19 protein-coding genes and 1 pseudogene are annotated in these 23,920 nt (G+C 67.4%); 3 read left to right on the forward strand and 17 right to left on the reverse strand.

The features are described from left to right. Positions 1 to 47 precede the first annotated feature (47 nt). A complete protein-coding gene (locus H4O13_12095; GenBank protein MBE5316128.1) occupies positions 48 to 560 on the forward strand; it encodes a chemotaxis protein CheW in 513 nt (170 codons plus the stop codon). 38 nt (positions 561 to 598) lie between these two features. Continuing rightward, positions 599 to 3,082, forward strand: coding sequence for a HAMP domain-containing protein (locus tag H4O13_12100; GenBank protein MBE5316129.1), 2,484 nt, complete (start codon positions 599 to 601; stop codon positions 3,080 to 3,082). On the opposite strand, the gene H4O13_12105 is transcribed toward H4O13_12100, so the two are convergent. The 13 genes and pseudogenes from H4O13_12105 to H4O13_12165 all read right to left on the reverse strand — a co-directional run bounded on the left by H4O13_12105 (position 3,079) and on the right by H4O13_12165 (position 16,674). After that, the gene (locus H4O13_12105; protein MBE5316130.1) at positions 3,079 to 3,312 is read right to left on the reverse strand and encodes a hypothetical protein; all 234 of its coding nucleotides are present in this window, start codon (positions 3,310 to 3,312) and stop codon (positions 3,079 to 3,081) included. The genes H4O13_12100 and H4O13_12105 overlap by 4 nt on opposite strands. Positions 3,313 to 3,385: 73 nt before the next feature. After that, entirely contained in the window at positions 3,386 to 3,808 is a 423-nt protein-coding gene (locus H4O13_12110) for a F0F1 ATP synthase subunit epsilon (GenBank protein ID MBE5316131.1), read from the reverse strand. Positions 3,809 to 3,946: 138 nt separating this feature from the next. Next, positions 3,947 to 5,335, reverse strand: coding sequence for a F0F1 ATP synthase subunit beta (gene atpD, locus H4O13_12115; protein ID MBE5316132.1), 1,389 nt, complete (start codon positions 5,333 to 5,335; stop codon positions 3,947 to 3,949). Between the two features lie 118 nt (positions 5,336 to 5,453). Then, on the reverse strand, positions 5,454 to 6,317 hold the full coding sequence (gene atpG / locus H4O13_12120; GenBank protein ID MBE5316133.1) for a F0F1 ATP synthase subunit gamma: 864 nt from the start codon (positions 6,315 to 6,317) through the stop codon (positions 5,454 to 5,456). Between the two features lie 116 nt (positions 6,318 to 6,433). After that, complete coding sequence (locus tag H4O13_12125) at positions 6,434 to 7,981, reverse strand: F0F1 ATP synthase subunit alpha (GenBank protein MBE5316134.1); 1,548 nt, start codon at positions 7,979 to 7,981, stop codon at positions 6,434 to 6,436. 258 nt (positions 7,982 to 8,239) lie between these two features. Further along, positions 8,240 to 8,767, reverse strand: a complete 528-nt coding sequence (locus H4O13_12130; protein ID MBE5316135.1) for a F0F1 ATP synthase subunit delta — start codon at positions 8,765 to 8,767, stop codon at positions 8,240 to 8,242. 2 nt (positions 8,768 to 8,769) lie between these two features. After that, positions 8,770 to 9,237, reverse strand: coding sequence for a F0F1 ATP synthase subunit B (locus H4O13_12135; GenBank protein MBE5316136.1), 468 nt, complete (start codon positions 9,235 to 9,237; stop codon positions 8,770 to 8,772). A gap of 93 nt (positions 9,238 to 9,330) precedes the next feature. Further along, positions 9,331 to 9,609, reverse strand: a complete 279-nt coding sequence (gene atpE, locus H4O13_12140) for a F0F1 ATP synthase subunit C (GenBank protein ID MBE5316137.1) — start codon at positions 9,607 to 9,609, stop codon at positions 9,331 to 9,333. A 99-nt stretch (positions 9,610 to 9,708) separates the two neighbouring features. Continuing rightward, on the reverse strand, positions 9,709 to 10,548 hold the full coding sequence (gene atpB / locus H4O13_12145; GenBank protein ID MBE5316138.1) for a F0F1 ATP synthase subunit A: 840 nt from the start codon (positions 10,546 to 10,548) through the stop codon (positions 9,709 to 9,711). Between the two features lie 64 nt (positions 10,549 to 10,612). Continuing rightward, complete coding sequence (locus tag H4O13_12150; GenBank protein MBE5316139.1) at positions 10,613 to 11,005, reverse strand: hypothetical protein; 393 nt, start codon at positions 11,003 to 11,005, stop codon at positions 10,613 to 10,615. Between the two features lie 442 nt (positions 11,006 to 11,447). Then, on the reverse strand, positions 11,448 to 12,362 hold the full coding sequence (locus H4O13_12155; protein ID MBE5316140.1) for an ROK family protein: 915 nt from the start codon (positions 12,360 to 12,362) through the stop codon (positions 11,448 to 11,450). 308 nt (positions 12,363 to 12,670) lie between these two features. Further along, a pseudogene (locus H4O13_12160) lies at positions 12,671 to 14,188 on the reverse strand (amylosucrase). Beyond that, complete coding sequence (locus H4O13_12165; protein MBE5316141.1) at positions 14,188 to 16,674, reverse strand: TonB-dependent receptor; 2,487 nt, start codon at positions 16,672 to 16,674, stop codon at positions 14,188 to 14,190. The pseudogene H4O13_12160 and the gene H4O13_12165 overlap by 1 nt, the downstream one beginning before the upstream one ends. Positions 16,675 to 16,890: 216 nt before the next feature. On the opposite strand from H4O13_12165, the gene H4O13_12170 reads away from it, so the two are divergent. After that, a complete protein-coding gene (locus tag H4O13_12170) occupies positions 16,891 to 18,486 on the forward strand; it encodes a sodium/solute symporter (protein MBE5316142.1) in 1,596 nt (531 codons plus the stop codon). 10 nt (positions 18,487 to 18,496) lie between these two features. Here the strand turns inward: H4O13_12170 and H4O13_12175 are convergent, their stop codons facing one another. The 4 genes from H4O13_12175 to H4O13_12190 form a co-directional block, all read right to left on the reverse strand. Beyond that, positions 18,497 to 19,480: a LacI family DNA-binding transcriptional regulator gene (locus H4O13_12175; GenBank protein MBE5316143.1), complete on the reverse strand. Its 984-nt coding sequence runs from the start codon at positions 19,478 to 19,480 to the stop codon at positions 18,497 to 18,499. Between the two features lie 261 nt (positions 19,481 to 19,741). Next, positions 19,742 to 21,073, reverse strand: a complete 1,332-nt coding sequence (locus H4O13_12180; GenBank protein ID MBE5316144.1) for an ATP-binding protein — start codon at positions 21,071 to 21,073, stop codon at positions 19,742 to 19,744. Next, a complete protein-coding gene (locus H4O13_12185; GenBank protein ID MBE5316145.1) occupies positions 21,073 to 22,419 on the reverse strand; it encodes a sigma-54-dependent Fis family transcriptional regulator in 1,347 nt (448 codons plus the stop codon). The genes H4O13_12180 and H4O13_12185 overlap by 1 nt, the downstream gene beginning before the upstream one ends. Positions 22,420 to 22,701: 282 nt before the next feature. Beyond that, entirely contained in the window at positions 22,702 to 23,916 is a 1,215-nt protein-coding gene (locus H4O13_12190) for an ABC transporter permease (protein MBE5316146.1), read from the reverse strand. Positions 23,917 to 23,920: the final 4 nt, after the last annotated feature.

Consider the following 23,920-nt stretch of genomic DNA (forward strand, 5'->3'; position numbering starts at 1 on the left):
TGCAGCTGCAACCGCCGCCAAACCGTCACCGCCGCCTCGGAGCCGCCATGTCCTTCGCCCTTTCCAGCAGCAAGCGTTCGTCCTCGGCGCGGGCGGCAGAGGCCGCCAACGAAGCGCGTCAGGAGTTCCTCACCTTCCGCCTGGGGCCGCAGGAGTTCGGCGTCGACATCCTCAAGGTGCAGGAGATCCGCGGCTACGAGAACGTCACCCGCATTCCCGATACGCCGGACTACCTGAAGGGCGTGATCAACCTGCGCGGCGCTGTCGTTCCCGTGGTCGACATGCGGCTCAAGTTCCGACTGCCGGCGGAGTACGACGCCTTCACCGTGATGATCGTGCTCAACATGGCCGCGGCGGTCGTTGGCATCGTGGTCGACAGCGTGTCGGATGTCACCGCCTTCAGCCCCGACCAGCTGAAGCCCGCGCCAGATTTCGGAAAGACGGTAGACGCTCGCTTTCTGACCGGCATCGGCATGGCCGGTGAGCGCATGGTGCTGCTGCTCGACATCGACGAGATGCTGCGCGCCGAAGCGCTCAGCCTGATGGCCGCCGCCGGCTGAGGCTCAGCCCAACTCAGATCACGGTGGAGGGCTTGCCGATGAGCCGAAGTATCCAGGCGCGTTCCACCTTGATCCTCGGCGCGCTGGCCGCGCTGAGCTTTGCGCTGGCGACGGTGTTGATCCAGAGCAAAGCCGGTGACGCCCAATCGCTGGCGGCCAGTCGCGAACTGGCGGCCATCGCCGAGGCACAGGCGGGGCGGGTGCAGAGGCTGGCCGAGAGCCCCCTGTTCATGAGTCGCGCGCTGGCGGCCAGCACACGCGCTGAGATTCTAAGCGGCACGCCTTCGCGCCAGCGCATTGTCGAAGTCGTGCGTCAGCACGCGCTCTCCGACCCCAGCGCCTTGGGCTACTGGATCGAGTTCGAGCGCGACGGCTTCGACGGCCTCGATGCAAGCAGTCCTGCCGACGCCAGCCTTGGGGTCACCGATAGCGGCAGGCTGTCCATTTACTGGGTGCGGGACGCATCGGGCGCCGTGTCGCTGGAGGATTCCACCGGTACCGAGAACGACACCAATCTGGACGAAGAGGCGTACTACGCGGCTGCGCGCACGCGCGGCGCCGAGATGATGTTTGAGCCGTATCTGTACACCGTCTTCGATCGTGAAGTGCTGATGACCAGCCTGATGGTGCCCATCCTTGTCGATGGCCAGCATCGCGGTGTCGCCGGTGCGGATGTCACTCTGGAAGGCATGCAGCGCGCACTCGGTGAGGTGCGCCCCTTCGAGACCGGCGTGCTGCGCCTGTTCTCGCCCAGCGGCAAAGTGATGGCGGCCCCCGAAACCGAACTGCTTGGCAAGGATTGGCCGAGCCTCCGCTCGCCCGAGGAGCGCGCAAAACTCGCCCAGGGACAGCGCGTGCTGGCAGAAGCCGAAGATCCCGCGGTGGGTGGCCCTGCCATGCAGGTGTTCCTGCCTTTCCGGGTGGGCGCCGGCAGCGATCTGTTCGTGCTGCAGGTCTCGGCGCCTGTCGAAGTGGTCATGGCCAGCGTCGCCGAAGTACGCAACCGCATTCTGTTGATCGGCCTGCTGAGCGTCCTTGTGCTGGTTGTCGCCGTCGCGCTGATCATCCGCCGTCTGGTTGGACAGCCGCTCGCGTCGGCCGTGCAGTCGGTCGAGCGCCTTGCAGCCGGCGACTTCGATGCCCGCATCGACGCCACCTCGGATGACGAGGTGGGGCGTCTCGGCAAGGCGCTGGTGCAGATGCGTGACCTGCTCGGCGCCTTCATGCTTGAACAGATTGAGCTCTCACGTCGACACGCCGAGGGCGAGTTGAGTCTGCGCGTCGAGGCCAGCCGATACCGCGGCGCTTTCGGAGGCATGGCGGCTGGCGTCAATCGCTTGGTCGACCAGCACATCGCGACCAGCAGCCAGATCATCGATGTCGTGCAGGCCTACGCCCGCGGCGATCTGAGCCCCTCGATGCCCGCGATGGCGGGCGAGATGCGCCGCTACAGCGACGCCTTGGCCGGCGTACGCGGCAACCTCACGGCCATACGCGATGAGATCCTGCGGCTGTCGCGCGGCGCCGCGGCCGGTGACTTCCACCTCCGCGGTGATGCAGACCGGTTCGAGCATGCTTTCCGCGAGATGGTCGATGCGCTGAACGCGCTGATGGAGAACGCCGACACGGGTCTCAGCCGCACCTGCGAGGTGCTGGGCGCCATCGCCCAGGGCGATTTGCGCAAGCGCATCGAGGGCGCGGCCTCAGGGCGCTTCGCCGAGCTGCAGGCCTCGACCAATGCCACCGCCGAAGCCCTGCGCGGGATTCTTGGCGAGATTCATTCGGCGGTGGACGCGATCAACAGCGCTGCCAGCGAAATCGCCGCGGGCAATGCCGATCTCTCTTCGCGCACCGAGCAGCAGGCGGCGTCTCTTGAAGAAACCGCTGCCAGCATGGAAGAACTCACCTCCACCGTGCGCGGCAATGCCGAGAACGCGCGCAGCGCGAACCAGCTCGCGATCGGCGCCGGCGATGTCGCCGAGCGCGGGGGACAAGTCGTGCGTCAGGTGGTCGACACCATGGGCCAGATCAACGCGCAGTCGCGCAAGATCGAGGACATCATCGGCGTCATCGACGGCATCGCTTTCCAGACCAACATCCTCGCCTTGAACGCCGCGGTCGAAGCTGCGCGCGCCGGCGAACAGGGCCGCGGATTCGCCGTGGTCGCAGGCGAAGTGCGCACGCTGGCGCAGCGCTCGGCGGCCGCCGCCCGCGAGATCAAGGGCCTCATCTCCGAGACCGTGCAGCGCGTGGGCACCGGCAGCCAGCTGGTCGACTCCGCCGGCGCCACCATGGCCGAGATTCTGTCGGCGGTGAAGCGCGTCACCGACATCATGGGTGAGATCAGCGCGGCGTCGGCCGAGCAGACCTCGGGCATCGAACAGGTCAGCGCCACCGTCACCCACATGGACGAGGCCACCCAGCAGAACGCAGCGCTGGTCGAAGAAGCCACCGCAGCAGCACGCGCGCTCGAAGACCAGGCCGCGCGGCTGGCGCAGAACGTGGCGAGGTTCAGGCTTTAAGCGCCCGAGTCTCTGGGCATCAGGCTGGGCAGGTTCGGGCGCTCGACGAAGAGGGAGCTGGCCACGACCTTGCCGTCGGCATCGAGTTCGGCCTCCGGCTGCAGCGGGTTGGCATACAGCAGGCCCCACTGGCGCACGCCGTTGATGCGCTTGCCGACGTGGCGGTACAAGCCTTCGAAGTGGCGGGGAATGACGCGGGCGTCTGGCGGCGATCCACATCGGTGTCGCATATCGACGCTCAAAAAGCAGAACGCCGGCGCAAGGCCGGCGTTCGCTTGAAGCTCGACGCGTGGGGCGCCGGCCTCAGTGCTTCAGGTTCTTGCGCAGGCGCTCCAAGGCCTGCAGCTGCGCGACCGCTTGCGCCAGCTGGGCTTGAGCCTCGGCCACTTCCATGGCTTCGCTGCGGTTGGCGAGGATGCGCTCGGCTTCTTCCTTGGCCTTCTTGGCCGCGGCCTCGTCGATGTCCTTGCCGCGAATGGCGGTGTCCGTGAGCACAGTCACCACCTGCGGCTGCACTTCGAGAATGCCGCCGGAGACGTAGAACAGCTGCTCTTCGCCGTTCGGCAGGATCACACGAACCTGGCCGGCCTTGAGGCGAGTGATGAGCGGCGCGTGCTTGGGCGCGATGCCGAGCTCACCCATCTCGCCGGTGGCGACCACCATGGAAACCGGGCCGGAGTAGATCTCCTCCTCGGCGCTGACGATGTCGCAACGGATGGTGCTCATTGGTGCTCTCTCGCTTTGCTCGTTCGCAGAATTCGGGATTGGGGATTGGGGATTCGTAAGAGCGGACTGAGGCGAGCTTCTGCTCTACGCCTTTGCAAATCCCGAATCCCGTCTCCCGAATCCCGGTCGGTCGCGGCCTTAGGCCGCGGCCGACATAGCCTTTGCCTTCTCGAACACTTCGTCGATGCCGCCGACCATGTAGAAGGCCTGCTCGGGCAGGTGGTCGCACTCGCCGTCCACGATCATCTTGAAGCCGCGGATGGTTTCCTTCAGCGAGACGTACTTGCCGGGCGAGCCCGTGAAGACTTCGGCGACGAAGAAGGGCTGCGAGAAGAAGCGCTCGACCTTGCGCGCGCGCGACACGACCTGCTTGTCCTCTTCGGACAGCTCGTCCATGCCGAGGATCGCAATGATGTCCTTCAGCTCTTTGTAGCGCTGCAGGGTCGACTGCACCTTGCGGGCGGTGTCGTAGTGCTCGTTGCCGATCACGTTCGGGTCCAGCTGGCGGCTGGTCGAGTCGAGCGGGTCGACCGCCGGGTAGATGCCCAGCGAAGCGATGTTGCGGCTCAGCACGACGGTGGCGTCGAGGTGGGCGAAGGTGGTCGCCGGCGACGGGTCAGTGAGGTCGTCCGCGGGAACGTAGACGGCCTGGATCGAGGTGATCGAGCCGGTCTTGGTCGAGGTGATGCGCTCCTGCAGGACGCCCATTTCCTCGGCCAGGGTCGGCTGGTAACCCACCGCCGACGGCATACGGCCCAGCAGCGCCGACACTTCGGTGCCGGCCAGGGTGTAGCGGTAGATGTTGTCGACGAACAGCAGCACGTCGCGGCCTTCATCGCGGAAGTGCTCGGCGATCGACAGGCCGGTGAGCGCAACGCGCAGACGGTTGCCCGGCGGCTCGTTCATCTGGCCGTAGACCAGGGCGACCTTGTCGAGGACGTTCGAGTCCTTCATCTCGTGGTAGAAGTCGTTGCCTTCGCGGGTACGCTCACCGACGCCGGCGAACACCGAGTAGCCGCTGTGCTCGATCGCGATGTTGCGGATCAGCTCCATCATGTTGACGGTCTTGCCGACGCCGGCGCCGCCGAACAGGCCGACCTTGCCACCCTTGGCGAACGGGCACATCAGGTCGATGACCTTGATGCCGGTTTCCAGCAGTTCGTTGGCAGCCGCCTGGTCTTCGTACGAGGGCGCGGGCTGGTGGATGACGCGGTAGTGTTCGGCATTGACCGGGCCGGCTTCGTCGATCGGGTTGCCGAGCACGTCCATGATGCGACCCAGGGTTTCCTTGCCGACCGGCACCTTGATGCCTTCGCCGGTGTTGTCGGCGAGCAGGCCGCGCTTCAGACCTTCCGTCGAACCCAGTGCGATCGTGCGGACCACGCCGTCGCCCAGCTGCTGCTGGACTTCCAGCGTGATGTCGGTGCCACCGACCTTCAGCGCGTCGTACACGCGCGGGACCGACTCACGCGGGAATTCCACGTCGACGACGGCGCCGATGATCTGGACAACTTTACCCTGGCTCATTTCTGTGCTCCGAAGTGTGTTTCTTTGTTCGCTCGGTGATGCGGGCTTGGGTTCGAGGCGCTAGCTGCGTGTTGCCGCGCTGGTCAATCCCGAATCCCCAATCCCGAATCCCGTGCTCTTAAACCGCCGCCGCGCCGCCCACGATCTCCGAAATTTCCTGGGTGATCGCGGCCTGGCGGGCCTTGTTGTAGATCAGGTTCAGCGTGTCGATCAGCTTGCTCGCGTTGTCCGACGCCGACTTCATCGCAACCATGCGCGCCGCGTGCTCGGACGCGAGGTTCTCAAGCACGGCCTGGTAGACCAGCGACTCCACGTAACGCGTCAGCACGTCGTTCAGCACGCTGGGCGCGTCCGGCTCGTAGATGTAGTCCCAGTCGTGGCTCTGGGCCATTTCCTCAGCGGGCGGCAGCGGCAGCAGCTGGTCGACGGTCGGCCGCTGCGTCATGGTGTTGATGAAGTCGTTGTAGGCCAGCTTGACGCGATCGACGGTGCCGCTCTCGTAGGCGTCCAGCATGACCTTGATGATGCCGATCAGCTGCTCGACCTGCGGCTTCTCGCCGAGGTGGGTGACCGAAGCCACCATGTTGACCTTGAGGCGACGGAAGAAAGCGTTCGCCTTCTGGCCGATCGCCACCACATCAACCTCGACGCCCTGCTGCTGGTGCTCGCGGATCTCGCCGAGCAGCTTGCGGAACAGGTTGGAGTTGAGGCCGCCGCAGAGGCCGCGGTCGGTGGACACCACGATGTAGCCGACCCGCTTCACCGTGTTGCGCGCCGCCATATAGGGGTGCACATAGTCGGTGTTGGCGCGGGCGATGTGGCCGATCACCTGCTTCATCAGTCGCGCATACGGGCGCGAGGCCTTCATGCGGTCCTGGGCTTTACGGATCTTGGATGCCGAGACCATCTCCAGTGCGCGGGTCACCTTGCGGGTGTTCTGCACCGACTTGATCTTGGACTTGATTTCGCGGCCGCCTGCCATTGCTTTGCTCGCTCTGCTCGCTGCGCGGGAATGGGGATTCGGGATTCGGGATTCGCAAGCGGGGCGCCGGGTCGCCCTTGCGAATCCCGAATCCCCACTCCCGAATCCCGGCTACATCACCACGTCCCGGTGGACTTGAACTCGCTGATGCCCTTCTTGAAGGCGCCTTCGATGTCCTTGTTCCAGTCGCCGTTCTCGACGATCTTGGCCATCAGTTCGCCCTGGGTGTTGGCGAAGTGCGCGTGCAGGCCGGCCTCGAAGGCGCCGATCTTGTTGAGCGGCAGGTCGTCCATGTAGCCGTTGTCGACGGCGTACAGCGACAGCGCCATCTGCGCGATCGACAGCGGCGAGTACTGCTTCTGCTTCATCAGCTCGGTAACGCGCTGACCGCGCTCCAGCTGCTTGCGGGTGGTTTCATCGAGGTCCGACGCGAACTGCGCGAACGCCGCCAGCTCGCGGAACTGCGCGAGCGAGAGGCGGATACCGCCGCCCAGCTTCTTGATGATCTTGGTCTGGGCGGCACCACCGACGCGCGACACCGAGATACCGGCGTTGACGGCCGGGCGGATGCCGGCGTTGAACAGGTCGGTTTCCAGGAAGATCTGGCCGTCGGTGATCGAGATCACGTTGGTCGGAACGAAGGCCGAGACGTCGCCGGCCTGGGTCTCGATGATCGGCAGCGCCGTCAGCGAGCCGGTCTTGCCCTTGACGCGACCGTTGGTGTGCTTCTCGACGTACTCCTCGTTGACGCGCGCAGCGCGCTCAAGCAGACGCGAGTGGAGATAGAACACGTCACCGGGGTAGGCTTCGCGGCCCGGCGGGCGACGCAGCAGCAGGGACACCTGGCGGTAGGCCACGGCCTGCTTGGACAGGTCGTCATAGATGATCAGGGCGTCTTCGCCGTTGTCGCGGAAGTACTCGCCCATCGAGCAGCCTGAGTACGGGGCGATGAACTGCATCGCAGCGGACTCCGACGCGGTGGCGGCAACCACGATGGTGTGGGCCAGCGCGCCGTACTCTTCCAGCTTGCGCACGACGTTCGCGATCGAGGAGGCCTTCTGGCCGATCGCCACGTAGATGCACTTAACGCCGGTGCCCTTCTGGTTGATGATCGCGTCGATCGCCAGTGCGGTCTTGCCGGTCTGGCGGTCGCCGATGATCAGCTCGCGCTGACCGCGACCGACCGGGATCATGGCGTCGACCGACTTGTAGCCGGTCTGCACCGGCTGGTCGACCGACTTGCGCCAGATCACGCCCGGAGCCACCTTTTCGATCGGCGCACTTTCGGTCGCTGCAATCGGGCCCTTGCCGTCGATCGGAGTGCCGAGCGCGTCAACCACGCGACCCAGCAAGCCGGTGCCCACCGGCACTTCGAGAATGCGGCCGGTGGTCTTGACGGTGTCGCCTTCGCGGATGTGCTCGTAATCACCCAGCACCACTGCGCCGACCGAGTCGCGCTCGAGGTTCAGGGCCAGCGCGTAGGTGTTGCCCGGCAGCTCGATCATTTCGCCGGCCATCACGTCGACCAGGCCGTGGATGCGAACGATGCCGTCGGCGACCGAGGTCACGGTGCCTTCATTGCGCGCTTCGGCGGCGAGCTTGACCTTCTCGATGCGGCCGCGGATCAGTTCGCTGATTTCGGAGGGGTTGAGCTGGCTCTGCATGGGAGATCCCTGGAGATTTCGAATTCGTGAATGGGGTGCCGGACCGACGCCTCGGGCTGGCCGCCCGCTGCGCGCCGCAGCTCACCCTTGAGCGAGCGCGCGCGCAGCAGAGGACTGCAAGCCTGGTCTCGTGTCCGCCGACGGTCCCTAGGGACCGACGCGAACCGGCACATCCCTGCGCCCGGGGAGCGACTTGCCCCCCGCGGATGGCGCCCTGCATGCGGCAGGACGCCGAAAAACAGAACAGCGCGTCTGGCGTCAGGACGCCAGAGCGCGCTCCATACGCTTCAACTTGCCGCGGACCGAACCGTCGATGACGATATCGCCCGCGTTGATCACCGCGCCGCCGATCAGCTCGGCATCGACCGCGAGGGTGATGCTGACGTCGGCGCCGAAGCGCTTCTTCAGCGAGGCCTTCAGGGCTTCGACTTCGGCGTCGGACAGTGCGGCAGCGGACACCACCTGCACCGGCACCACGCGCTCGGCTTCGGCGCGCAGCACTTCGAACTGGGCCGCGATTTCGGTCAGCAGCGAAACGCGACCGTTCTCGGCCAGCACGGCCAGGAAACGGATCTGCTCCTCGCTGGCGCCGGGCGGCTGCAGCAGTTCAACCAGCGCCTTGGCGCCGACGTGCGGATGACCGAACAGGGCCGAGACCGCGGGGTTTGCGGCGGCCTGGGCGCTGAACGACAGCGCTGCCGACCAGGCCGGCAGGGCCTGCTGGCCGCGCGCCACCTGGAAGGCGGCACGGGCGTAGGGACGGGCGAGAGTGGCTGCGCTGCTCATGCTCAGATCTCAGCCGCCAGCTCGGACAGCAGCGCCTTGTGGGCGTCGGCATTGATCTCGCGGCGCAGCACCTTTTCGGCGCCAGCCACGGCCAATGCGGCGACCTGCTGGCGCAGCTCCTCGCGGGCGCGGTGCGACGCGGCTTCGATTTCGGCTTTGCCCGCGGCGAGCTGACGCTCGGCTTCGGCAACAGCGTCCTGCTTGGCCTTGTCGATAATCTGGTTGGCGCGGGCGTGGGCCTGCTCGATGATCTCGTTGCCCTTGCCGCGGGCTTCCTTCAGCAGATCATTGACGCGGGTCTCGGCCTGCACCAGGTCGCGCTGGCTGCGCTCGGCGGCGGCCAGGCCTTCAGCAATCTTCTTCTGGCGCTCTTCAATGGCCTGCAGAAGCGGCGGCCAGATCTTGGTCGCAACGATCCAGATCAGGCCGGCGAAGGCCAGACCTTGGGCGATAAGTGTGGCTAGGCTCATGGGATGTTTTCCGGAGAAGTGGGCCCCAGCGCACTGCCGGGGCATCGCTCACCGGCAGCGCCGGCGTTGGCCGGCGCCACCGACAGATCCGGATCAGCCGCCCTGGATCACGCTGATCAGCGGGTTGGCGAAGGCGAACAGCATGCCGATCGCGACGCTGATGATGAAGGCCGCGTCGATCAGGCCGGCGGTGATGAACATGCGGACCTGCAGGACCGGAATCAGCTCCGGCTGACGCGCAGCAGACTCCAGGAACTTGCCCGCCATGAGCGCCATACCGATACCGGCGCCCAGCGCAGCCAGACCGATCATGATGCCGATGGCCAGCGCGGTGGACGACTGGACGGACGCGAGGTGGAGGATGGCTTCCATGGTTTTTCTCCGAGAGCGAAGTGCTTTGAGGTGGGTGAAACGAAAGGGTGAGATCCGCGCGGGGGCGGGGTGCTGCGATTGACCAAGCGCCCCGGGCGCTTAGTGGTGCTCTTCCATGAGGCTCAGGTAGACCACCGACAGCATCATGAAGATGAAGGCCTGCAGCGGGATCACCAGTAGATGGAACAGCATCCAGCCGAGGCCGAAGGCACCGCTGGCGACGACGCCGAACACGCCAGCGCTGGCGAGCACCCAGATGAGCAGGAACACGATTTCGCCGCCGAACATGTTGCCGAAAAGACGCATCGCCAGCGAAACGGGCTTGCTCAGAAGCTCGACCGCGTTGAGCAGCAGATTCGCCGGGAACATCCAAGGACCGAAGGGCGCGACGAACAGCTCCTTGACGAAACCGCCGAGCCCCTTGGCGCGCAGCGCGAAGAAGATCATCAGGAAGAACACGCTGATGGACAGGCCGAGGGTCGCATGCACGTCCGCGGTCGGCACCGGCTTCCAGTAGTTGTACTTGCTGGGGTCCTCAGCGCCCGCCATTTCGGCGACGAGCATGCTGAGCTTGCCCATGGGCACCGCAATGAAATCTGCCGGAATCATCTTCAGCAGGTTCATCAGCAGGATCCACACGAACAGGGTGATCGCGATCGGCGTAACCAGCTTGGAGGCGCCGTGGTAGGCGTCCTTGGCCTGCTTGTCGAGGAACTCAAGAACGATCTCGACAAAGGCCTGCCACTTGCCGGGCACGCCCGCCGTGGCCTTGCGGGTCGCCATCCACATCGCAAACACGCCGATCAGACCCATGAAAACGGCCGTCAGAAAGGTGTCGACGTGCAGCGTCCAGACACTGCCTTCCTGAAAGCTGACCGTAAGGTTCTTCAGGTGGTGCTGGATGTAGGTCGTGGGAGTCTGTGCGCCTTCAGCCGCCATTGCGATGGATCCCGAAACGTTTGAATGCGGAGAGCAACCCGTAGCACCGGGCCGCGGGGGTGGCTTAGTTGCGCTGCGGTCCAGCGCTCGAGGCGGGGATGGCGGCCGCGACCGCGAAGGTCACCAGCCCGACAACCACACCGAGCAGCAAGGGCAGCGGCGGCAGCCGCCACAGCCCGAACCCCAGCAGCAGGACAAATCCCACCACGAGAATCTTCATCACCAGACCCGCCACCAGACCGCCGAGCGCCTCGCTGGGGCTGGGTGCACGACCCGGAAAGGCGCGCCACCCAAGCAGCAAAGTGCCGGCCCCGAGTGCCGCTGACCCGAGCCCTGCAGCCACCGCCGCGAGCGGCGACACCAGCAGGAATGCGAATGCCAGCACGCATGCCATGACCAGCTGGGCCAGCGCACAGCGCCGCGCCAGACGTCGGCCGGAGGCCAGGGGTGAAGTCACGGTTGCAACCTGTCTGCGTGAAAATCGGCACTGTCGGCCGACCAAAGCCGGCGAAGTATAGCAGTGCGGAAAATGGCCGGACAACTCGCCCGAGGTCGACAAAGTCGGAGCCGGGCAGCGAAAACTCCGATATCTGGCCCGCTTCGGGCTGGACCGGGTCCACTCCAGCGAGCCAGATGCACGGGCTAACCCAGCGCGCGGCGGCGCTGCGAAGGCGTCCCATCGGGCTCGTTACGCCTGCCGGCCCAGGCTAGTGAGAAGCGCGCTTGGGGGCCTTAGAGAGGAGCTCGCACAGGGGCTGCGCTCGCGCGGCGGCCGCGGAGGCGACCAACTCCCTGCCTCGCCGGGCGTGCCCATGGGGCCTGATTCACCGGCACGCACACCCGGCCAGCACCTTGCGGGCCAACGGGGTGCCCAGTGCGGTGACGGACGGCTGCAGCGTTCAGCGAGTCAGGTCACCGAGCGCACTCGCCGCCAGCAAGAACGCCCCGCTGCGCCCCGAGCGTTCGCCCAAGCCTGGCGTGATCAGACAGGTCTCCGGCTGGAATCCGCTGCCGTCTGGATCGAAGTAGCCCGCGAGTTCGGCTGCCGCGACCGCGCGCACTTCGGGCAGCAGGCGCCTGTCCTCGAACACGCCGCCGCCCAGCAGCACGCGCTCGGCGCCCGTCAGTACCAGGGATGCGCAGAGCTGCCCGAGCGCATGAGCGACGATCTCGATGCCAGCGTGCCCGTCCTCCAGCGCCACGAGGGGACTGCCGTAGCGGGCAAGAATCGCTGGGCCGCTGGCCACGCCCTCAAGACAATCGCCGTGGAAGGGGCAGGTTCCGGCAAAGCCGAGATCCAGCGGGTGTCGGCGCAGCTTCAGATGGCCCAGCTCGGGATGCAGGGCGCCGTGCACCGCCCGCCCATGCACGACCCAGCCCCCGCCGATGCCGGTGCCGACGGTGACATAGACCAGCGACTGGCAGCCCTGCCCTGCGCCCCAACGCGCCTCCGCCAGCGCGGCCGCATTGACGTCGGTGTCGAGCGCGAAGGCGCAGCGTGGCCGCTCACGCAGCAGTCGACGCCAGTCCGTCCCCTGCCAACCGGGCTTGGGCGTGGCGAGCACGCACGCGTAGTCCGGCGCCTGCGGGTGAACCCGCACCGGGCCGAAGGCAGCCACACCGATCGCTGCGATCGGGCCATGGGTGCGCTCAGCATCAACGAGAACTCGCTCGATCGCCTCCAGGGTTTCGGGGCCAGCGCCGGTGGCCACGCGCGCGGAGTGCAGCACGCGATCGGGACCGTGGCCGACTTCCACCCAGCATTTGGTGCCGCCCGCTTCAATCGCCGCCAGCAGCGGCCCGGGCGCACTCATCCGAGGTCGTCCCGGCGATACCACTGGAACTGCAGCGGCGGCAGCACGTCCGAAGGCGCCTCGTTTCGCAGGGCCCGCCAGCGCCCCGTCGGCAGAGCGATGCGGGTGGACTCAGCGCCAAAGTTGAAGGCGGCTAGGAAACCCTCCCCGCTTCGCAGCAGCAACTGACCCGGCGATTCCGAGGGCACGCGGCGGCAGTGCACGCCAGCGCTCAACTCCGGCTGCTCGGCGCGCAGCGCAATCAAGGTCTGGATCGCCGCCAGACAGCGCAGGCCGATCTCGTCCGCCTGCGGATGCTCCGGACCCGCCCAGGGCATCGGGGGACGATGCAACCAACGTCCCTCGTGGCAGCGCTGCGGATCGCTGCGCCAGCCCGCGTCGTTGTCGAGCGCGATCTCGTCGCCCATGTACAGCACCGGCAGACCGGGCAGAGAGAAGCTCAGCGCGTACATCAGCAGCAGGCGATCCAGCGCAGTCTGCAGCGCTTCGCTGTCGCCCAAGCGACGCGCCGCACTCAAGCCACACAGGGCCGCGGTCATGCCGTTGGTGCCGTGCGCATGCGCACCCGCTTCGCTTTGGAAGCTCTCGCCCCGGGCGAGGCTGCCGTCGGCGCCGGTGTAATGCTCCGCAATGCGGGCGAGGTCGATGCCCGCCCTCGCACACTCCGTGGCGAGCACCTGCCATCCGATGTCGTCGTGACAGCGCACGTAGTGCACCCACGCACACGCAGCAGGCAAGTCCGGCAAGGCGTCAATGACCTGCGCTGGCACCTGCGTATCGCGCGCGGCAAGCGCTACCCATCCCGCGGCCATCCAGCTGCTGCAGTAGGCCAGCTGACACTCGCGCTCGGGGCGCGCAGGATCGGACAGACCGAAGTAGGCGGGCACTTCGGCCGTGGGGACAATCGCTTCCGCCTTCAGCAGCACGCCGGGCGCCACCCGATCGAGACCCGCGCGCAGAGCCTGGACGATCCAATGGGTCTCCGGTTCGTTCATGCAGCGCGTGCCTTGCCGCTTCCACAGGAAGGCCGTCGAGTCGAGCCGGAACACATCGATGCCGCGGTTGGCCAAGCGCGTCATGGTCAGCAGCATCTCGCCGAAGACCTCGGGGTTCGACCAGTCGAGATCCCACTGGTAGGGGTAGAAGGTGGTCCACACCCAGCTGTCCAGTGCGTCCACGCGGGTGAAGTTGCCCGGCGCGGTGCGCGGAAAGATCTGCGGCAGCGAAGCCTCCCAGCGCCGCACGGCATCGGCACTCGGAAGCGTGCGATAGAACGCGCGGAAGCGTGGATCTCCCGCGCGCGCCGCCTGCGCCCAGGCGTGGTCATCGGCGGTGTGGTTCAGCACCAGGTCCGCGCAGAGGCGGATGTCCGCGCGGCGAAGGGCGCGGGTCAGCGCAAGCAGGTCCTCGTCGCTGCCGATCCGGGGATCCACACGCTCGTAGTCGCGGACCGCAAAGCCGCCATCGTTGTCGCCCTCTCGCGGCAGCGTGAAAGGCAGCAGATGCAGGTAGCCCACACCGAGTCGCTGCAGGTACGGGATACGCTCGATCACCCCGCGCAGGCTGCCACCGAAGCGATCCACATACGCGCAGTAGCCGATGCCCGCCGGTCCGACTGCAGCGTCTTCCGCTCGTCGGGCATCCAGCGACCGCAGCTCAGGCGAACGGTCCGCTCGCAGCGACTGCAGCTGCGCCTCAAGCGCCCGCATCCAGGCGTTGAAGCCCGGATGCGATCCATAGAGTCGCTGCAACCGCTCGCGCAGCGCATTGCCCTGCGGGGCCTGCTTGGGCACCGTCAGCGGCGTCTGTGGAGTGTCACCGGCCATCAGAACGCGTACCGCAGGACAAGGTTGGCGGTGCGACCGTTGATCGAGCGCGCGCGCAGGATGTTGTCCTGGCCTTCGACGATCGCCCCCTCTTCGACTTCGGTCAGACCAAGGGTGTCGAACAGGTTGTTGACGCTCACGCCCAGGCTCAGCCCGTCGCGCAGCTCGTACTCACCGAACAGGTTGACCTGGGTGTAGCCGGGCATGACCAGCACGTTGTTGTCTTGCGCATAGGCGTCGGTGGTGCCGATCAGATTCAGCCCGGCCAACCAGCGTTCGCCGGCGTAGCTGCCGGTGAACTGGTAGATGGCACGCGCCTGGCGACGCGGACGGTTGCCCTCGAACTGCGGCGTGATCGCATCGCGGCTGATCTCGGCGTCGGTCAGGGTCAGGCCGCCGCTCAGCGCGATCGGCCCGCTGTACCAGGCAGCCTCGAACTCGACGCCGTTGGCGGTGTAGACGCGGTCGAGGAAGCGCTGGCTGGTGGCCTCGAAGTTCTGCTCTTCGGTCTCGGCGCGGAACGCGGTGACGAACAGGTTGAGCGGGCCGCTGCGGTACTTCAGGCCGAACTCCAGCTGGTTGACCAGATCGATCGCGTCCTGGCTGCGCACCGAACCATCGGCGGCGACCACGCCGAACAGCAGCCGATCGGCGTTGGCGCGGCCACCGCGGCTGATGCGGGCGAAAGCGCCGAGATCCTCATTGAGCAGATAGTTCGCGCCCGCCGAGTACGAGGTGTAGCGCCAGTCGTAGTTGACCGGCTGACGCACCGCGCTTATCACCGACACGCTGCGCTCGTTGGCGCTGATCACGCCGTTGCCGTCGACGTCGAAGTTCTCGCGCTGCACGCTGCCCGCATAGCTGCCGCGGGCCTTGCCGCTGTCGCGGCGCAGGCTCAGGTCGAAGTCCCAGGCGCCCAGACTGTGGGTGAACGCGAGGTAAGGCGCCTCGACGCTGTAGTCGGTGTCGTAGCTGCGCGTGCAGCAGTTGCCCCAGAACGGCACCCCGTAGGCGTAGAGCCCGCCCTGCGAGAAGACCGTGCCATTGGCGCCGATGACATTCAGCAGGGCCGCGTTGTCACCCTTGAGCTCCAGCGCATAGGAGTTCCACAGCCAGTCCATGTCGATGCTCTGGCGCGACACGTACAGGCCGCCCTTGAGGCTGGCCTCGCCGCCGCCGAGGGCGAACGCGCGGGTCAGCTGCAAATCGTTCTGGGCATTGCCGAAGTCGTTGATCTCGACGTCGAACAGATGGATGCGCAGCGCTTGGCCGCTGAAGGTCTGGCCAGCCTGTGGCCCATTGGCATAGACCAGACGCGCGCCCGCGCCGCCGATCGATGCGGCGAGCGCTGCGGCGCCGCTGGCCTCGGCGGGGAAGGGCGAGATGAAGCGGCCGCTGTTGTCGGCGATGCGGAAGCGGTTCAGCACCGACCAGTCGCCGCCGAGATCGAAGGCGAACTCGGCGCCGAAAGCGGTGGACTGGGGACGCATGCCATCGGCGATGTCGGATCGGCGTCGGTTGTTCTCGCCATCGAGACCGAAGTTCGAAAGGAAGAAGGCGGAATGCGGGGTGTCGCTGCGCGGATCGAAACCCGGCAGGCTGCCGAGGTCGGGATCACTGTTGCGGCCGCTCGCGCGCACCGGCATCGGCAGATAGCCGATCGCGCGGTCGTCCAGACGCTTGAAGTAGACACGCGCGTAGCCCTGCTCGAACTGTCGGGTCAGGTTGCCCTTGATCTGGCCGCCGGACTCACCGTCGTAGCCGGCGCGACGCACGCCCTCGCCCTGGCGCCAGAAGCCACCGATATGGAAGTTCCAGCCGTCGCCGACGGGTGCTCCGTACTCGAAATCGGTGCGCAGGTTGTCGTAGCCCAGGCCGTAGTTCAGCGCCACCGAACCGCCGGCGTACTCGCCGGTCTTGCTGATCAGGTTGATCACGCCGCCGGGCGAGTTGCTGGCGAAGGTCGAGGCGCTGCCGCCGCGCACAGCTTCGATACGGTCGAGCGTGGCGTCGGCGCGCAGGAAGATGTCGGCGTTGCCGAAGGCGATGTCGCCGAACTCCATCACCGGCAGACCGTCCTCATGCAGCTGCAGGAACTTGGCGCCGCCGGCGGCCACGGGCAGGCCGCGCACGGCGATGTTGGCATTGCCCTCGCCGCCCGTGCTCTCCGAACGCACGCCAGGCAGGTTGCGGAAGATCTCGGCGGTGCTGCGCGGCGCCGATTCGCCGATCGCCTCCACGCCGAGCGTGCTGACCGAGTTGCTGGCCCGCATCTTCGAGATGGGCAGGGCCGCGGCGGTGACCACCACCTGATCCAGATTGAGGCCGCGCTCGTCCTCGGCGGCCTGTTCGGCGTTCTCGTTCGCCGGGGCGTCTTGGGCAGACACCTGCAGACCGCAACAGGCAAGACCAATGGCCAGCGCCAGCGGATGCAAGCCGCGCTGAGTGGAATCGACGCGACGCGTGGTTCGACGTGTGCTGTTCATGCGTTCCCTCCCCAGGGATGTATGGATGCTCGGCTGAGCCGGTCTCGCCCCATCTTCCTACGGCGCGTCTGTGCAGGCCTGCAGCGGACGATGTGGCGCCCGAGGCCGACCTTCTACGCCGCTCTGCAATCGATTGCAATACGCAGCGCAGAATGCAGGACTCACCCGCTCGGCCTAGCATGCAGACCCACCACCCACAGCAGCGGAAGCCAGCGCATGCCAAGCCCGTTCACTGCCGGACTGTCTGCCCTCGACGTCGCCATCATCGTCGCGTACCTGCTGGGTGTGATCGCTCTGGGCCTGTACGTCTCGCGACGCCGCAGCAGCACCGACGACTTTTTCCTGGCTTCGCGCGATTCCACCTGGCCGGTGATCGGCTTCGCCCTTCTGGCTTCGAACATTTCCTCCACCACTCTGGTTGGGCTGGCCGGCGCGGCCTACGCGATCGGCATCTCGGTCTACAACTACGAATGGATGGCCACCGTCGTGCTGGCCTTCTTCTGCGTGTTTCTGCTGCCCTTCCTGCTGCGCTCGCAGGTCTACACCATGCCGGAGTACCTGGAGCGTCGCTACGACCGCCGCTCACGGCTGGCATTTTCCGGATTGACGGTGTTCCTGAACGTGGTGGTCGACACCGCTGGCGCGCTGTACGGCGGCGCGCTGCTATTCAAGCTCGCGTTTCCGGACGTACCGCTGTGGCAGATCGTTGCCGTGCTGGCGCTCTCGGCCGGCATCTACACCTTGGTCGGCGGCCTGCGCGCGGTGATGGTCACGGAAACTGTGCAGGCCGTGCTGCTGCTGGTGGCCTCTCTGGTGATCAGCGTGTTCGCGTTCGACGCCGTCGGCGGCTGGGACGCGCTGATGGCGCAGATCGCCCCCGAGAAGCTGTCGCTGATCCGGCCGATGGACGACCCCGGCGTGCCCTGGCACGGCCTGCTGCTGGGCGTGCCCCTGCTGGGCTTCTACTTCTGGTGCACCAACCAGTTCATGGTCCAGCGCGTGCTGAGCGCACGCAATCTCAATCACGGCCGCTGGGGCAGCCTATTCGCCGGCCTGCTCAAGCTGCCGGTGCTGTATCTGATGGTGCTGCCGGGTACCTGCGCGATCCTGCTCTACCCCCAGCTGTCCTCGCCCGACCTGGTCTACCCCACCCTGCTGTTCGATCTGCTGCCGGCCGGCCTGCTGGGCCTTGTGGTCGCCGGCTTTCTCGCTGCGATCATGTCGTCGATCGCCTCGACCTTCAATTCGGCGGCGACGCTGGTAACCATGGACTTCGTGCGGCCGCTGCGGCCGCAGGCCAGCGACGCCAGCCTGGTGCGCACCGGCCGCATCACCACCCTGGTGTTCATGGTCGTCGCCGTGCTGTGGGCGCCGCAGATCGAGCGCTTCGGCTCGCTCTGGCAGTACCTGCAGGCGGTGCTGGCCTACGCGGTGCCGCCGATCGTGGCGCTGTTCGTGGTCGGCATGTTCTCGCGCCGCGCCAACGCCACCGGCGCGTTCGCCACGCTCATTGCTGGCGCCCTGGGCGGTGCCGTTTTGTTCTATCTCAACGTGCTGGCCGCAGAGCCGATCGGCCTGCACTTCCTGCTGGTGGCGCCGATCCTGTTCGCGCTGTGCACCGTCACCCATCTGGTCGCCAGCCGATTCGCCGAGGCGCCCAGCCGCGAAGCCCTGGCGCCGCTGCTGTGGACACCTGCGGCCTTCCGCGCCGAAAGCGAAGAGCTGCGCGTGCTGCCGCTGTGGCAGAACTACCGCGTGCAGGCCATCGCCCTGCTTGCCCTGACGGCGGCCATCGTCTGGAGCTTCCGCTGAACGCTCCGCCTCAGGCCGAAGCCCGCACCACCAGCACGGGCGCCATCTGCACAGAGTCCGCACAGTCGCAGCGCCCCTCCAGGATCATCTCGACCAGCAGATGCGCGGCGCGCGCGATGTCCTGCCGGATCGTGGTCAAGGGCGGCAAGGTGTGGCGGGCCAGCTCGACATCGTCAAAGCCCACCACGGCCACATCCTCAGGCACACGTCGGCCGGCCTCCGCCAGGGCACGCAGCGCACTGGTGGCGATCACGTCCGAGGCCGCGAACACCGCGTCGAACTGCAGTCCCTTGGCCAGCGCCTTGGAAATCGCCGAGTACGCATCGTCGGCGCTGAAGCGCGTGCGGATGCGCAGCGCGGCCTCGGGCTTCACCCCCGCGGCCTTCAGAGCCTGCAGGTAGCCCTGATGACGCAGACCGATCTCGGGCAGACGCTCGTCGCCGAGAAAAGCGATGCGGCGGCGCCCCTGCGACAGCAGATGTCGGGTCGCCATCGCCCCGCCCACGGTGTTGTCGCAGCCGACGGAGGCATAGGCCTGATCAGGCAGTCGGCCACCCCAGACCACCAGCGGTCGTCCACGCTTGGCGGCCGCGTTGATGGTCGAGTGCTCATGGCTCTGGCCGATCAGGATCACTCCGTCGGCGCGGCCCGGCTGCAGGAAGCGATCGATCCAGTCATCCTCGTGCACCGGCACCTTCGACAGCAGCATGCTGTAGCCGCGCTCGGCCAGCGCATCGGCGATGTGCGCCAGCATGCTCATCAGGAACGGGTCGGACAGCGACTGGCTGGCCTCGTGCACCAGCGGCACCGCCACCGCAATCGTGCGAGAGCGCTGCACGCGCAGGCTCTGCGCCACCGGGTTGATCGAGTAGCCCATCTTCTTGGCAAGCGCCTGGATGCGCTTGCGGGTGTCCGCGGACACCAGCGGGTTGTCGGCCAGCGCGCGGGAGACGGTGGACTCGGCGACACCGGCACGGCGGGCGACGTCGGACATGGTCAGTGCGGGCGGCACGCCGCCACTGCGAGGTTTTGCTTTGCTTGAGCTCATGCGCCAAGGATGCCCCTCGCGCGGCCCGAGAGCCAGCTTCAAGCGAGCTGGATTGCGCCAATCGCGAGGTGATCCACGTTTACGGGCTCAGCGCGCGTCAGGGAGTCTTCGCCCACAGCGACGCGAACGCCGCGCTGCGCCCGCGCGCGCGTGCCGAAAGCGCGCGCCGGGTCCGTAAGCTCGCCCTTCGCGGCGCAGCGCCGGGCCTCACTGCGATGCGGCGGCGGACTGCGGCAGGCGCAGCACCACCGACAGCCCGCCGCCTTCGCGCAGACCGAGGCGCACCTGTCCACCGTGCGCCTCGACGATCTCGCGCACCAAGGCCAAACCCAGGCCGGTGCCGCTCCGCTTGGTGGAATAGAACGGCAGCAGGGCCTGCTCCAGCACCAGCGGGCTCATGCCCGGGCCGCGATCCGCGACCTCGATGCACAGCCAGCCAGCCAGCTCGCGCGCCTCCAGCGTGACGCCCTCGGGCGGCGAGCCGGACTCGTGTGCATTTTTCAGCAGGTTGAGCAGCGCCTGACCCATCTGCGCCGGATCGAATCGCGCCTGGGCCGGCGGAGGCGACACCAGCGCGAAGCTGCGCTCGGCCGCCAGCCTCTGCAGGAAGGGCGCGAGTTCGACGTTCTCGGGCTGCGGGTTGGGCAGCTTGGCGAAGCGCGCATAGCCGCGAATGAACGCGTTGAGGTGCCGCGCGCGCTCTTCGATGGTTTCGAACACCGGGCCCAGGCGCTCGTGCTGGCCGCGGCGATTGAGCTCCGCGCCCGAATGCGCGAGCGAGGCGATCGGCGCCAGCGAGTTGTTCAGCTCGTGGCTGATGACCCGGATCACCTTCTTCCAGGCGCGGACCTCGGTGCGCCGCAGCTCATGGGTGAGCGGACGCAGCAGCAGCAGGCGGTGCTCGCGGCCATTCAGGCGGAACCCGCGCTGGGCCAAATGCCAGGTGTCGTCGTCCTCGCGCTCACCCAGCGCCACCAGCCCATCGCGGCCGCCTTCCACGGCCTCGCGCAAGGCCTGCGGCTGGCCCTCCAGCGCCCCGTGCAGGGTCAGGCCCTGCATGCGACGCCCGCCGTTCAGAAGGCGTCGCGCCGCGATGTTGGCGTAGACCAGAAAGCCTCGCGCATCGGCCAGCAGCATGGCGACAGGCGTGTTCTGCAGCATGGTGTCGAGCAGCAGCTCGCGCTGTACCAGAATCTGGCGCTGATCGCGCAGCACGCTGCCGAGCTCGTTGTGGGCGCGCACCAGGTCGCCCAGTTCATCGTCGGAATCCCAGGCGACACCGAAGCTGAAATCGCCGTCGCGGTAGCCGCTGACGGTGCCGCCCAGCGCGCGGAACAGGGAGAGGATCGGATGCAGCACGCGCCGCGCCGCCAGCAGAGCCAGCGGCAGGCAGACCAGCAGGGCCGCGCAGACCGCCAGCACAGGGCTGTGCAGGTATTCGACCAGGGCGACAGAGAGTGCGGCTGCCAGGGCCATCAGCGCGCCCAGAGCCAGCAGCAGGCGACCGGCCAGCGAGCGGCGGCGACGGCGCAGCGGCATCAGCGTGCGATGCCCAGGCGCTCCATGCGCCGGTACAGCGCCTGCCGGCTCAAGCCCAGCTCGGCGGCCGCCTGCGCAACCACGCCACCGGCGCGCGCCAGTGCCGCTTCGATGCTGGTGCGATCGGGTTCGTCCGCGAAGCCCGCCTCGCTCTGCGGCGCGGACACCGGCGCTGCCGGCAGACCGAGATCCGTGGCTTCGATCTGCGCGCCGCGCGCCAGCAGGCTGGCGCGTTCGATCACATTGCGCAGCTCGCGCACGTTGCCGGGCCAGGCATGCCGCAGCAGGGCTTCGCGCGCACCGGCCGACAGCGGCTTGCGGCCGGCAAGGAAGTGTTCGGCCAGCGGCAGGATGTCGAGCGGCCGCGCGGCCAGCGGCGGCAGCTTCAGCTCGATCAGGTTGAGCCGGTAGTACAGGTCTTCGCGGAACTGCCCGGCGCGGATCATGCTCGGGATGTCGGCATTGGTCGCGCTCAGCACGCGCACCCGCACCTGGCGCTCGCGGTTGCTGCCCAGGCGCTCGAAGCGGCCGGTCTCAAGCACGCGCAGCAGCTTCATCTGCCCGGCCGGCGGCAGGTTGCCGATCTCGTCCAGAAACAGGGTGCCGCCGTCGGCGGCCTCGAACTTGCCCTCGCGCGCCTTGCTGGCGCCGGTGTAGGCGCCGGCTTCGGCGCCGAAGAGTTCGGCTTCGATCAACTCGGACGGCAGCGCGCCGCAGTTGAGCGTGACGAAGGGGCCTTCGCGCACCTGCGAGTTGGCCTGCAGGATTTCGGCGATGCGCTCCTTGCCGGCACCGTTGGGGCCGGTGATCAGCACCGGCACATCGGCGCGCGCGATCTGCGCGACCAGCTGCAGCAGCTCGGCCATGGCCGGGTCGGCAAACACCAGGCCACGCAGATCGAGCTCACTCTTCAGCGCCTCGCTGCGCCGGCGCTGGCTGGATTTGAGCCGCATCAGCTCGCGGTTGGCCTGACCCAGTTCGACCAGGTTGCGCACGCTCGCGACCAATCGCGCATCGTCCCAGGGCTTGGCCAGGTAGTCCGCCGCGCCGGCCTTGACCAGTTCCACCGCCGCTTCGAGGTGGGTCCAGGCGGTGAGCAGGATCACCGGCAGGTCCGGATACGCCGCGCGAATGCGCCGGAACAGGGCCACGCCCTCCGCACCGGAGGTGGTGTCAGCGCTGAAGTTCATGTCCTGAATCACCAGATCGATGCCGCCCGCCGCCAGCCGCTCCAACCCGGCCTCGGGATCGGCGGCGTGCTCGGCCTCGATGTCATGCAGGGACAGCAGCACCGAGAGCGCGGTGGCGACGGCCGGGTTGTCGTCGATGATCAGGACGGTGGGCATTGGAAGCCGGGATTGGGGATTGGGGATTCGTCAGAGCGGGGTGCGGCGAGCTTCGACGCCGCGAGGTTAGCAGCGTCTGTTGAAGCGGGGATTGGGAAATCGGGAATCGGGATGGGGGATTCGCAGCAGCGCCGTGCTGCGAGACGGGTGGTCGCTCGATACGCCGATGTGTTCTCCGTGAGCTCCATCGGCGCGCCATTCAGACCTGCGCGACAGGATCGAACGAAGCGCTGCGAATCCCGAATCCCGAATCCCGAATCCCCAATCCCGCGCGCAGCGCCCTCAGGCGCTGCGGGTCGCCTCTGCCGGTGGAATTCGCGAGGCCCGCCAGGCGGGGCCGAAGGCCGCCAGCAGGCCGAGCAGCCACAGACCCAAAGCGCCCAGCGGCAGCTGCGCCAGCGGCAGTCGCTCGACCTCCAGCTGACTGATGAGCAGCTGGTTCAGGCCCAGCGCCAGGACGATGCCGACCGCGATGCCAGCGCTGGTGACCAGAAAGTTCTCGATCAGGAAGTAGCGCAGGATGTCGAAGCGGCGTGCGCCGATCGCGCGACGCACGCCGATCTGCTTGCGCCGCTGGTTCACCCACAGCGTGGCCATGCCGACGATGCCCGAGGCCGTGACCATGAGCAGCAGCCCGACCACGGCCAGCAGCATCCAGGCCAGCGAACGGTCGGCGCGATAGCGGTTCACGCGCGCCTGCTCAAGGCTGACCGTGCCCAGGTGGACACGGTCATCACGTGCAGCCATGAGCGCATCCTCGACCTCGCGCATCAGACGATCACGCTGGCCGGGCTCGGTGCGTACGATGTACTGGCCGACGGGATCCAGCGAGCGGACCGCACCGATCATGCTGCGCTCACCGTCCACGCCCAGCTGGCCCCAGGGACTCTGCAGGCGCTCGACCACGCCCACGACTTCGAACGGGCTTTCGCCAAGATAGGCGGTGCGGCCCACCCAAGTCGTCTCGCCGGGGAACAGCTGTTCGGCCATCGCGCGGCTCAGGATCGCCACGCGCGGGGCCATGGTCGCCATCGAGGGTTCGATGGTGATGCTGTCGGTCTCGACAAAGTCGCGGCCCTCGATCAGCGACAGGCCCAGCGCGTCCACCAGGCTGTCGCCGGTGTAGTAGAACGCGGTGTTGAAGCCGCTCTGGATCGGATCTTCCAGCGAGCGCCGCACGCCGAGGTTCCAGCCCGACTGGCCCAGCGGAATCATGTTGGACCTGGCCACGGCCACCACGCCGGGCATCGCGCGGATCATCGCGAGGTCGGCGTCGTGCATTGCCGGTACGTCGACGCCCTCGCGGAAGACATAGCTGCGGAACTGGAAGGTGTTGGCCTCGTCGGCCCCGGTGGGACGCGCGGCGATGGCGAGGCGGTCGGCCACGATGTACAGCGCATTGCCGAGAATGGCGAGGGTCAGCGCGACCTGCATGGCAATCAGCAGGGCGCCGGTCTTGGAGCGCATCAGCGCCGAGAGGATGGGGCGGAGTTCCATGATG

The organism is Lysobacterales bacterium (genome assembly GCA_014946745.1).
GTDB lineage: Bacteria > Pseudomonadota > Gammaproteobacteria > Xanthomonadales > Xanthomonadaceae > Aquimonas.